Origin of the sequence: Flavobacterium sp. B183, assembly GCF_023539155.1 — a bacterium.
In the GTDB taxonomy this organism is placed as follows: Bacteria; Bacteroidota; Bacteroidia; order Flavobacteriales; family Flavobacteriaceae; genus Flavobacterium; species Flavobacterium tructae.
Genome location: NZ_CP097434.1, coordinates 3,468,811 through 3,481,526, shown reverse-complemented (window position 1 = coordinate 3,481,526; position 12,716 = coordinate 3,468,811). Strand labels below are relative to the sequence as shown.

11 protein-coding genes are annotated in these 12,716 nt (G+C 35.5%); 9 read left to right on the top strand and 2 right to left on the bottom strand.

Annotated features, from left to right (window positions below; all coding sequences use genetic code 11):
- Positions 1 to 249: 249 nt before the first annotated feature.
- Both M4I44_RS14720 and M4I44_RS14715 read right to left on the bottom strand, forming a co-directional pair.
- Positions 250 to 930: a hypothetical protein gene (locus M4I44_RS14720; protein WP_249965174.1), complete on the bottom strand. Its 681-nt coding sequence runs from the start codon at positions 928 to 930 to the stop codon at positions 250 to 252.
- Positions 930 to 1,670, bottom strand: coding sequence for a hypothetical protein (locus M4I44_RS14715; protein WP_249965173.1), 741 nt, complete (start codon positions 1,668 to 1,670; stop codon positions 930 to 932). Before M4I44_RS14715 ends, M4I44_RS14720 begins: the two co-directional genes overlap by 1 nt.
- 179 nt (positions 1,671 to 1,849) lie before the next feature.
- Between M4I44_RS14715 and M4I44_RS14710 the strand changes: the two genes are divergently transcribed.
- From M4I44_RS14710 to M4I44_RS14670, 9 genes are all read left to right on the top strand, one after another.
- A complete protein-coding gene (locus tag M4I44_RS14710; protein WP_249965172.1) occupies positions 1,850 to 2,611 on the top strand; it encodes a Rossmann-like and DUF2520 domain-containing protein in 762 nt (253 codons plus the stop codon).
- Positions 2,595 to 3,122 carry an HAD family hydrolase gene (locus M4I44_RS14705; protein WP_017498577.1) on the top strand — a complete coding sequence of 176 codons (528 nt, stop codon included), beginning with the start codon at positions 2,595 to 2,597 and terminating at the stop codon, positions 3,120 to 3,122. Before M4I44_RS14710 ends, M4I44_RS14705 begins: the two co-directional genes overlap by 17 nt.
- A gap of 106 nt (positions 3,123 to 3,228) precedes the next feature.
- Positions 3,229 to 4,155 (top strand): geranylgeranylglycerol-phosphate geranylgeranyltransferase, encoded by a 927-nt coding sequence (locus tag M4I44_RS14700; protein ID WP_249965171.1) that lies wholly within the window; start codon positions 3,229 to 3,231, stop codon positions 4,153 to 4,155.
- A complete protein-coding gene (locus M4I44_RS14695; protein WP_249965170.1) occupies positions 4,148 to 4,732 on the top strand; it encodes a Maf-like protein in 585 nt (194 codons plus the stop codon). The genes M4I44_RS14700 and M4I44_RS14695 overlap by 8 nt, the downstream gene beginning before the upstream one ends.
- Before the next feature lie 10 nt (positions 4,733 to 4,742).
- Positions 4,743 to 5,273, top strand: a complete 531-nt coding sequence (locus M4I44_RS14690; protein WP_249965169.1) for a mechanosensitive ion channel domain-containing protein — start codon at positions 4,743 to 4,745, stop codon at positions 5,271 to 5,273.
- A 275-nt stretch (positions 5,274 to 5,548) separates the two neighbouring features.
- The gene (locus M4I44_RS14685) at positions 5,549 to 7,375 is read left to right on the top strand and encodes a hypothetical protein (RefSeq protein ID WP_249965168.1); all 1,827 of its coding nucleotides are present in this window, start codon (positions 5,549 to 5,551) and stop codon (positions 7,373 to 7,375) included.
- A 202-nt stretch (positions 7,376 to 7,577) separates the two neighbouring features.
- Entirely contained in the window at positions 7,578 to 8,084 is a 507-nt protein-coding gene (locus tag M4I44_RS14680) for a hypothetical protein (protein ID WP_017498583.1), read from the top strand.
- A gap of 221 nt (positions 8,085 to 8,305) precedes the next feature.
- A complete protein-coding gene (locus M4I44_RS14675; RefSeq protein ID WP_249965167.1) occupies positions 8,306 to 9,943 on the top strand; it encodes a hypothetical protein in 1,638 nt (545 codons plus the stop codon).
- Positions 9,944 to 10,150: 207 nt separating this feature from the next.
- Positions 10,151 to 12,682, top strand: coding sequence for a PIG-L family deacetylase (locus M4I44_RS14670; protein ID WP_249965166.1), 2,532 nt, complete (start codon positions 10,151 to 10,153; stop codon positions 12,680 to 12,682).
- Positions 12,683 to 12,716: the final 34 nt, after the last annotated feature.

The following is a 12,716-nucleotide window of genomic DNA, read 5'->3' as shown; positions in this document are numbered from 1 at the left end:
AAAAATGTTGATTTGCAACGGCTGTAATTTGTTAATAAAAACCAAATATAAATTAGTAAATCAAATCATTCTTTTAAAAAATGTACGCTTAATTTTACAAATTGATAATCTAGTTTACGAATCTGTTTTTTTATGCCACAGATTACGGGATTAAAAAAGGATTTATTCGTTTAGCAAACTTCATTTAGAGCAGTACTTTTTAAATAAATCAACAGAATCATTGCAATCACTATAATCTGCAGCTAAACTTTATTTTATTTTTTGTTCAATTTTAGAAAGCCGTTCCGCTAGGGTTTTAAAAGATTTATTCTCTTCCTTAAGTACCTCAATCTCCTTTGACTGTTGAATGGAATACAAGGTCAACTCTTCAATTTTCTGCAAAAGCTTCGCATTCATTTCCCCCAGACTGATCCCGTTTTCCAAAACTTCTTTCTCACTAGGAATATTTTCTAAATGTCCTTTTTCTTTGATGTGTTTTTCAACTTCTGCAAGTGTAGGCAAATCATACTCTTTTTTAAAGACAAAATCAGACCACTTCTCCATGTTTACTATAACTTCTCTGGAACGAATAGTACCTTCTACGTCTAACTTGTATCGAGGATTTACTCCACCAATACCAACATTCCCATTGGGCAAAAAAGTCAAATATGTTTTGTCCCAATCTTTACCTATAAAACTATAAGAAAGAGTTGACACCCCATTATATACTCCTCCAAATGATCCAAAAACGATATAATTATTACTGTCATTTTCATTCACCACAGAAAAACTCCTTGCCCACCCACCAGTAACATTAGGGAAATTTGCTTTTATTTTTACTCCATAAGCTGGACCATCTGTACCTATTGAAACATTATTAAAATTTGTGTTCTGTGCGTTAATTTTAGCTACAAAAATCAAACATAAAAGGACAAAAAAAGATTTTTTCATTATTTCGATTTTTTTCTGAGTTCATTAATTGTTTTTTCAAATTCCAGTTGTTTAACCTTCATTTGATCGTTCTCTTTCTTTATGTCAATCATATAAAGCGTCAACTCTTCTATCTTCTGTAAAAGTTTGGCATTCATTTCCCCAAGATTAATACCGTTTTCCAAAACTTCTTTTTCACTGGGAATATTTTCTAAATGCCCTTTTTCTCTGATGTGTTTTTCAACTTCGGCTAACGTAGGTAAATCATACTCTTTTTTAAAGACAAAATCTGACCAGCCCAGCATATCAACCTTTACCTCCTGAGAATGAATAACCCCTTTAACATCTAATTTGTTTTTTGGATTTATTTCGCCAATACCAACATTTCCGTTTATAATCTGATTTCCCACAAAACTATTTCCCCCTCTTGTTGCGAGTTCTACCCAAGAAGGATTTGATGACGATAAACTTCCTAAAACAGCTATTTTTCTAAAAAACAATCTATCATTCGTGCTAAATGAGGATGCAATTTGTAACTGATGATTATTATCCGGATTATCATGTCTAAGTACAAACAAATGCTGCCATCCGGTATAACTATTATCTAAAGTCATGCCCACAGGATTTAGACCTGAATAAACACCAGATTTTAAATCTGTGGTAAAATTAGAAATACTTGGTCCAAATCCACTTCCTATTTGTTGTGCAAAGGATACTCCACTTATAAATAATAGTGCAAGTGTTGTAAATGTTTTTTTCATTTCTTTTTATTATCAGTTTTTATTTTTCAAATTTAGTTCTTAAAATGATTTTTTAAGCATTAATTATCAATATTTACCTTACTTATCAGCTTTTTTGAGAGGACAATTGAATTCTGAAATTTTAAACCTCTTTACCTAAAATGATTACTCTTTAAAAAAAATAATACTAATTTTGCGCTATGATTCGAATTACAATAATTGGTTCCGGAAATGTTGCCCAACATTTGATCAAAGCTTTCTCTAAAAGTGAAACGGTCGAAATTGTACAGGTGTTTTCCAGAAAAAAAGAAGCCCTTGCTTCTTTGGTAAATTTTGAAAAAATTACAGATAGTTTTGACTCTTTGCTAGAAGCTGATCTCTATATTATCGCGGTTTCAGACAATGCAATTTCAGAGGTTTCAAAGCAACTGCCTTTTCAAAATCGTCTTGTCGTTCATACCTCAGGAGCGGCTCCAATTGAGACTTTGGACATTAAGAATCGCAGAGGTGTTTTTTATCCGCTTCAAACCTTTTCGAAAAATGCCACCATTGACTTTTCAGCAATTCCGGTTTGTCTGGAGGCTGAAAATACCTTTGATTTCCGTGTTTTGGAAAAAGTAGCCAAAAGCATTTCACAGTCGGTTTACCCAATCAATTCTGATCAAAGAAAGGCACTGCATGTTGCAGCGGTTTTTGTGAATAATTTCACCAATCATCTGTATCAAATCGGACAGGAGATCTGCAAAGAACATCAGGTGCCATTTGACGTTTTGAAACCTTTAATTCAGGAAACTGCTCAAAAAATAAATACACTAGACCCAATTGACGTTCAAACCGGGCCTGCAAAACGCAAAGATTCTACTACAATCGAAGCGCATTTGGAGTATTTAAACCATGAAAATCAAAAGAATATTTATAAAATACTAACACAATCTATACAAAATAATGGCAAAAAATTATAAAGAAATAATGAATGACATCACCACTTTCGTTTTTGATGTTGATGGTGTGCTTACCGACAGTTCTGTTTTTGTAACCAATGAAGGAGAGATTCTTCGTACCATGAATATTCGTGATGGTTATGCGATGAAAGCAGCAGTTGAAAGCGGTTACAATGTTTGCATTATTTCCGGCGGAAGCAATGAAGGTGTCCGTGTACGTTTGCGTAATTTAGGAATTAATGACATTCATTTAGGAACTCCCGATAAAGTAGCAACTTTTGCAGAATATACAGAGACTTATAACATTCAACCGGAACAGGTTTTATATATGGGTGATGATATCCCGGATTATCATGTGATGAAATTAGTAGGTTTACCAACTTGTCCTCAAGATGCCAGTCCGGAAATTAAAAACATTTGCCGTTATATCTCGCACGTAAATGGCGGAAAAGGTGCTGCACGTGACGTAATCGAACAAGTAATGAAAGTTCAGGGGAAATGGATGGAACATTTTAACGGAAAACACGATTAATGATTTTAGATTGTAAATTTTAGATTGCACGATCACATCTCACATTTTACAAATAACATAAAACTTAGCCCCTCAGCCCCTCAGAACCTTAGTACCTCAAATAAAAATGAAATTCCTCAAACTCATTCGCTACAAAAACCTGCTCCTGCTAGCTTTTATGCAGGTATTATTTCGTTATGCCTTTCTAAAACAGCAAAATATTCCTTTAGCTTTAGCGGACTGGCAATACGGATTATTGGTTTTAAGTACCGTTTTACTGGCGGCAGCGGGTTATGTAATCAATAATATCTATGATGTTGCAACAGATAGTATCAATAAACCTGCTGATGTTGTAATTGGTAAGGGAATCTCTGAAACAACAGCCTATAACATTTATATCGGACTTAATATTACAGGGGTTGCTATTGGATTCCTTTTGTCAAATATCATCCTTAGACCAATGTTTGCTTCTCTTTTTATTTTAATCGCCTCGCTGCTTTACTTTTATGCAACGACATTAAAACAAATTATGATTCTGGGGAATTTTGTTGTGGCCTTATTACTTTCTGTAAGCGTATGGATTATTGGAATTTTCGACCTTTTTCCGGCTACCAATTCTGAAAATCAGGCACAAATGGCGAGTTTCTTCTCCATCTTAACCGATTATGCAATATTTGCTTTTATGATTAATTTTATTCGGGAAATCGTCAAAGACATTGAGGATCATAATGGCGACTACAATCAGGGAATGAACACATTGCCAATCGCTATTGGAATTAGCAGAACCGCAAAAATAGCCTTGGGACTTGCAATAATTCCTTTTATTTCCTGTTTACTTTATATCAAAACCTATTTTGTTGAGAACAATCTTTTTATCGCTACATTTTATGCTTTTGCATTTGTTCTGGCTCCCTTGTTGTATTTTATTGTAAAAATATTTGGAGCGAAAAATCAAAAAGAATTCCACCATTTAAGTACCGTTTTGAAACTAATTTTATTCTTCGGGATTTTATCCATTCTCGTTATCACTTTAAATATCAAATACAATGCTTAAAGAAAAACTAAAGAAATATACGTTAATTCTGGCTTCGGGATCGCCTCGCAGACAGCAGTTTTTTAAAGACCTGGATCTTGACTTCGAAATTAGGTTAAAAGACATTGAAGAAATCTATCCACCGGAATTAAAAGCAGTCGAAATTACAGATTATCTGGCAGCATTAAAGGCTAGTGCATTTGAAGGTGAACTGAATGAAAATGAAATCCTGGTGACCAGTGACACCATAGTTTGGCATGAGAATAAAGCACTAGGCAAGCCAAAAAATGCTGAGGAAGCCTTTACTATGATCAAGTCATTATCCAACACTACTCATGAAGTAATCACCTCAGTTTGTTTTAAGACGAATAGCTCTTCAACTCTTTTGAATGATACAACAAAAGTTACCTTTAATGATTTATCAGACGAAGCTATTTTGTATTACATCGAAAATTACAAACCGTATGACAAAGCAGGTGCTTACGGTATTCAGGAATGGTTTGGTTTTATGGCAGTTGCAAAAGTAGAAGGTTCTTACACCAATGTTATGGGATTGCCAACAGCCAAAGTTTATGAATATTTGAGTACTTTAGTGTAAAAATTTATTTATGTTTTCTTTCAAAGAATATAGCCAGGAGATCTTAACGACCATAATTCTGATTCTCGTTCTGATAGCGTTGCGTATTGTTGTTGCGAAATTAATTCGTCGTTATGCCAGCACAAGTCAGTTATTAGAGCATCGTACCAATTTAGTGATCAAGTACATTCACTTGCTCATGAACATACTGGTTATGATTAGCCTGATTGTAATTTGGGGCGTTGAGACCAAAGATATTTTTATAACAGTTTCTTCCATTGCTACTGTAATTGGAGTGGCTATGTTTGCCCAATGGTCTATTTTGAGCAATATAACTTCGGGTATGATTTTGTTTTTTTCTTTTCCTTTCCGAATTGGAGATACCATCAAAATTCATGATAAAGACTTTCCAATCGAAGCAGAAATTGAGGATATAAGCGCCTTTCATGTGAACTTAAAAACAAAAGACGGCGAAAAGATTATTTTTCCCAATAATTTACTACTACAAAAAGGAATTTCTATAATGCCTGTCCAATACGAAGAGAAGGAGTTTTTTGATTAAGATAAGTTCTGGAATCTTATACGATTTTATTGAACAAAATACTTCTTTCCCTCAAAGCGTTAGGGATGGCAGCGATATCCTTTTGCAATACCCAAACCTTTTTTGCATTTCCCAAATTCTCCTGTTGCAAAAGATTTAGCGTACAGCCCGGCCCGTAGGGAAACGCCATAAACAAAATTATCAGTAACGAAATACGAATCTAATTTTATAAAGAGTCATAATAATTGCTTATATTCATGTCGAAATGAGCCTTTAAGCCTATAAAAAGTTATATAATGTCTGTAAACAAAAAAATAGTCGTTTTTATTCTATTATGCTTTTGCTTACAAGGCGCTTATGCACAGGTTAATCCACCACAGAAAGACGCAAAAACTAAAAAAGACAGCAGCGAAGTTTATCAGAAAATTAGAAACTATTCGAAAAAGAATAAATTTACTCAAACCCTGCACAAACTGTTCTTCAGGGGAGACAATACACAAAAAAAAGAAGTTTTAGTACAAAACGACACCAGCGATTTTAGTGGTAAAATCATTCGGAACATCAATATTATAACACTTGATCCGTTTGGGCATTCGGTTACAGACACCACTAAGATACCCAAAAACTGGGGAGAAAGAACGGGAAACAGACTGCATTTAAAAACAAAAAAAATAGCCATTTATAATCTGTTGCTCTTTAAAAAAAACACTCCTTACGACACTTATAAAGTACAGGAATCTGAGCGTTTGATACGATCGCAACGATATGTTACAGCTGTAAGAATAACGAATAAGATAACCGGAGTAGCTTCAGATTCAGTTGACGTAACGATTAGGGTTCTGGACTCTTGGAGTACGATTCCCAGATTTGCGGTCTCTGGTAATCAGGTGTCTTTTGGTATTAAAGAAAAAGACTTTTTCGGAACAGGACAGCAATTGGACTACAAACATACCAACCGATTTAAAGATGGCCGTACTGCCAACGAAGTAAGCTACAACATTCCCAATATTAAAAATACTTATATAGGAACCACTTTATACTACAAGATCGATATTGATAACAACTACACAAAAAGCATCAACATCGAACGGCTTTTCTACTCTCCTTTGACCCGATGGGCTGGCGGTTTATATGTGGGACAGAACTACAAAAAAGACTCTTTACAGGCGCCTGATAAATCGTATGCATTTCAACCCTTTAAAAATAATTTTCATGATTTTTGGGCAGGACATGCCAGTAAAGTAACTCAAGATGAAGATGGTATCACCAACCTGGTGGCAACCGCACGTTTTCTGAACGTTAATTATAGTCAAACTCCTTCTGAACTCTACGACCCCACTCGTTTTTACTCTGATGAAAAACTAATTTTAAGCGGAATTGGTTTGAACCGACGTAAATTTATAAAAGACAATTATATTTTTAGAAATGGCCAGACAGAGGATGTTCCCATTGGGAAAATATACGGAGTTACTCTGGGCTATCAATACAAAAACAAAGAATGGCGTCCTTATGCGGGAGCGCAGTTCTCTTTTGGAAATTACTATCGTTGGGGATTTTTTAGTACCAATCTGGAAGCCGGTACTTTTTTTCATGATTCGAAAACCTATCAAACGGCCTTCTCATTTGAATCTAATTATTTTACGAAACTCTTCACTATCGGAAATTGGAAACTCCGCCAATTTGTAAACCCATTCATCGTTATTGGTGCCAATCGGGAAAATATCATTGGAGATCAGCTTAATATTAATGAACAAAATGGCTTGGCTGGATTTAATACTGCGATCTATGGAACAAATAAGGTGGTTCTGTCACTTCAAACCCAAACTTATTCCCCTTATGCTCTGCTAGGATTTCGTATCAATCCATTCTTTAATTACGGGCTGGCTGTATTAGGAGCCCCAAATGATGCTGTTGGAAGAAATAAAGCTTACCAAAAAATAACCTTAGGTTTGTCGATAAATAATGACTACTTAGTATTTAGTTCCTTTCAGATTTCACTGTCCTACTACCCTACTATTCCTTTTCAGGGAGATAATGTTTTTAAAACCAACACTTTTCAGACCTCTGATTTTGGCTTACAAAGCTTTGAACTGGCTAAGCCAAGAATTGTAGAGTACAAATAGTAAAAAAATCTATTTTCTCTACTTTTTTCAAAAAAAAACCACACTACAAAAACAACTAGTATTCAGTACTTTAAAATAAAATTCATTTTTAAAAAGTCGTCAAAATGTATCATTTGTCCGATGAACTGCATTGTGCTTTAATTTTTGGCACAGTATATGAATATCACAAAACAGGATCAACCTTAACTTTAAATTAAAAAAAATGAAAACAATAAAATTAGCAATTGCAGGACTTTTTCTCCTGGTTGCAAATGCCACGCAAGCGCAGGTATCTATAAACGTTAACATAGGAACACCTCCGGCTTGGGGACCGGCAGGATACGAAGAAATGGAGTATTATTATCTACCGGACATCGAAGCATACTATGATGTTAGAGCATCACAGTTTCTCTATTTTGGAGGAGGCAGATGGATTAGAGCAACCTACTTGCCAAGACAATACAGAAACTATGATCTATACGGAGGATATAAAGTAGTTTTGAACGACTATCACGGCAGAACTCCTTATGTTTACTTTGATCGTCACAGAGTAAAGTATTACAAAGGATACCATGGTGCTCCACAAAGATGTTACAAGCCAAGACCTAGATATGGTTATGACGACCGTCATTATGATAAAAAACGTTACGAGAAACGCCATAAACATGATAGAGACGACGACGATGACGATGACGATCATGATGGTCACTATGGTCGCAGAAGAGGCTAGTTTTTGCTAAATCATTAACTTTCAATACAAAAGAGTATCAAAATCATGATACTCTTTTTTTATGCATGCATACTAAATAACTAAAACGTTAATTTAACGAGGAAAACATAAAAATATCAATCAAAACAATTCAAAAAGTTAAATTATACACAAGAATATCAAGACATTACGTTTAAAACTGTAATTTTGCACAAAATTTTAAACCACTAAATATACATTATATGAAAAAGCGTGTTTATTTATTTTCATTATCCGTGTTGTCCCTTTTTACATTTTGTACGAATCATGACGACTCTGCAACGAATGATCAGGCAACAAATAACAACATCGAAATCAATAGCGATGTTACGGCTTTAAATAAGAGACTTGATTACACCAATTCCGGAGTAATTTCAATTACCGGTTCATCAGCTTCAACAGGTAAGCTTTTAAGTAGTTCTCAATCTTCGGCTACCGATTTTCCATTGGTTCAGATTGCAGAAGTTAATCCACCCAAAGACAATAGCGGGAGAACGTTACAGGCCAGTCATGTAGCTGTTAACGGAAACTATGCTTACGTTGCTTATACCATGAGTGGTGAAGCATATTCAGGAGCTATTGATGTTATTGACGTATCTGATCCTTATAAACCTAAATTGATCACTTCTGCCTTAATAGCCAATACCGATATTACCTCCCTTACCTATTCAAACGGAAGTCTGATTATTGGTGCAGCGGCCGATATCGATAAAAATTCTACGCTAAAAAGCCCGGCAATTGTCATTAACATGCCTTTAAGTTCAGGTATGCTAACGGATAAATACACTACGACTAATGTTGAAGGTTACGTAACAACCGATGTTACTTCGAATTCCGGCTCTTACTTTGCAGTAACCGGAGATCAGGGAAGTCTGTTTAAAATTAATGCTGCCTCTAAAGCAATTTCAGGAAAAGTTGCCGTAGAAGATTTACGTTCTGTAGCAATAAGCGGAGATAAAGTCGTGACTTTGAGCGGAACAAAAGGAGTAAATATTTACAACGAATCAACACTGGCATTACAAAAAAGCTTTACCACATCAACAGATGTAAAGGCTTCAAAAAGAACGATAGATTTTGATGGTACAAAATTATTAGTATCAGAAGGTTATAAAGGCTTAGGTGTTTACGACATCAATAGCGGTTCAAAATTACAGACTATTCCATTAGCTGTTGCCGGTGAAGAGAATGTTACCAATGCAATTTCTGTTAATGAAGGTTATGCCTTTGTAGCCAATGGTGCTGCAGGTTTAAATGTCTACAAAACGGGGGCTCAACTTGGTTTATTGGGAACTGTTGATATACTAGGTTCGTCAAACTATGTAAAATCAAGTGGTAATTTTATCTATGTAGCCAGTGGAAAAGGCGGTTTGAAAATTATTAAGATGGAAAAACCAAACACCACTTTTGATGGCTGTACAGGATATGGTACTTATAATCAGGGACAAAATCTGATTCTGAACTCAAATGAAGTTAAATCGTATTCTGGTGCTACCTCTATTAGCTCTGCCACTATTAATTCTGGTGCAGTATTAACGCATTGTGGTTCAATTACAGTTCAAAATAATCTAACCTTAAACAGTGGAGGAACTTTCAACATGAAAGGAACATTGTCTCAGGGTAAATACGGTCAGTCTAACCCAACACAACTTATTATTAACAGCAATGCGATATTACAAGTTGAAGGCACTGTAGTAATTTGGGGAGACTTACTATTAAATAGTGGTGCTAAGATTAACTTTATTGGAAACAACTCTTCTATTACCATTTATGGAAAAGTAACCAAAAACAGTAATGTTACCATTACAGGAAACTATAAAGACACAGAGAATAAATTGAAATAATTTACTGCAATCCTAAGAAATACCACATGATCTAAAACATTAGATCTATTTTCTATAAAGCTGTCAGATTTGATCTGGCAGCTTTTTTTTTGAATCAATTTTCTTAAAAAAGCAAATCAATAACCAAACATTAACATTTCATTTAAATACTCTTCCATGATTTAATTAGTATTTTTGAAACGCTATCAAAAAACACCTAACCTTATTATGCGAAAAATTCAGATACAAATTCTTCTCTTTTTTTTATCAGGCATTTCCCTTTCTTTTGCACAACAACCACAAAAACCAAGTTCTGTTGAAATTTACAACCAAATTAAAAAATTAAACTTTTTAGGTTCCGTTTTATACATCGCGGCACATCCGGATGACGAAAATACCCGCCTAATTTCTTATATGGCCAATGAAGTAAATGCCAGAACAGGTTATTTGTCTTTAACTCGCGGTGATGGTGGACAAAATTTAATTGGTCCGCAGTTACGCGAATTGTTAGGTGTTATTAGAACACAAGAACTAATCGAAGCCAGAAAAATTGATGGCGGTGAACAGTTTTTCTCCCGTGCAAATGATTTTGGATATTCTAAAACCCCTGATGAAACATTAGAAATCTGGAATAAAGATAAAGTACTGGCCGATATGATTTGGACGATCAGAAAATTTCAGCCGGATGTAATCATCAACCGATTCGATCACCGCTCACCGGGTACTACACACGGGCATCATACATCATCAGCGATGCTAAGTGTGGAAAGTTTTAAACTCACCAATGATCCGAAAATATACCCGGAACAACTAAAATATGTAAAACCCTGGCAGGTTAAACGTCAGTTTTTCAATACATCCTGGTGGTTCTACGGAAGTCAGGAAAAATTTAAAGCGGCAAATAAATCCAACTTTATCCAATTGGAAACCGGAGTTTACTATCCGGGAATTGGAAAATCAAATCAGGAAATTGCTGCTTTAAGCCGTAGCCGTCATCAATCACAAGGTTTTGGAAGTACCGGATCACGTGGTGACGAAACCGAATTTTTAGAACTCATCAACGGTGATCGTCCGATAGACAAAAATAATTTATTTGAAGGAATTGATACTTCATGGAACCGCGTTAAAAACGGAAAACCAGTTGGAGATTTAATCTCTTCCATCATCGCCAAATATGATTTCAGCAATCCGTCAGCCAGCATTCCGGATCTGGTTAAAGCCTATACTATGATCGAGGCATTGGAAGACGAGCACTGGAAGTCTGTAAAATCAATCGCCATCAAAAATATCATCGCTTCCTGTACCGGATTGTATCTGGAAGCTGCAGCAATTGAGCAGGAAGCCACTCCGGGAAGCACTATTAAAGTAACTCTGGAAGCCATTAACAGATCTTCAATCGAAATGCAGTTAAACAGTGTGACTTCAATGCCGGATCAGAAAAGCACTCCACAAAATATACTGCTGAAAAACAATAACGATCAAAAAATAAGCTACCAAATTCAGCTTCCCAATACATTAGAATACACGCAGCCTTATTGGTTAAAAGAAAAAGCAACTGAAGGAATGTATACGGTTTCTAATCAGGAAAACATTGGCGTTCCCGATATTATCAGACAAGTCAAAGTTGTTTTTAATATCAGAATAAATGGTGTAGAAATTCCGTTCGAGCGCACTGTCATTTACAAATACAATGACGGCGTAAAGGGCGAAATGTACAATTTCCTTGACATCGTTCCTGAAGTTACGACCTCAGTTCTTGAAAAGGTTTTAATTTTTGGAAGTACGAAAAGCAAGTTGGTTCCGGTAAAAGTACGCGCAGGGAAAGACGATATCAAAGGAAATCTGCAATTAGAATTACCGAAAAGCTGGAGCATTTCTCCTAAAGAAATTCCTTTTACTTTAGAGAAAAAAGGAAACGAACAGATCTTTTACTTTGAAGTTACACCACCCGTAAATCCGGAAGAAGCTGTTGCAAAAAGTATTGCTGTTGTCGATGGCAAACGTTTTGACAAAGATCAGACCATTATCGATTACAGTCATATTACCAAACAAATGGTTTTAAAACCGGCTGAGTCAAAATGCATCCGAATTGAGTTAAAAACAAATGGTGATTCGATAGCCTATATTATGGGTGCCGGTGATGAAGTTCCGGAAAGTTTAGCCCAAATGGGATACAAAGTCAGTATTATTAAACCGGAAGAAATCACACCCGAAAAACTGGATTCCTTCAATGTTGTAATGACCGGAGTACGCGCCTATAATACTATAAATGCTTTGGCACACAAACAAAATATCCTTTTCAACTTTGTCAAAAGCGGTAAAAACATGATCGTACAATACAATACGTACGGACAAACAGTAACCGATCAAATTGCTCCTTACCCGTTAAAAATATCAAACGATCGTGTGACTGAAGAAAATGCAAAAATCACTTTTCTGGCTCCAAATCACCCTATTTTAAACACACCAAACAAAATCAGTGCTAAAGATTTTGAAGGCTGGAAACAAGAACAGGGTTTGTATTATCCTGATCAGTACGATCCTGCCTTTACTCCTATTCTTTCTTCACATGACAAAGGAGAATCGGCTAAAAATGGTGCTCTGTTGGTAGCGCCCTACGGAAAAGGATACTATATTTACACCGGTTTAAGCTTCTTTAGAGAGCTGCCCGAAGGTGTTGCCGGAGCTTATCGATTGTTGTCGAATATGATTTCATTAAAACAGCCTATAGAGGCTCCCAAACAGGAATTAAAAAAGTAAACTATTCCCAATATGGAAACTAAAAAAATAAAAA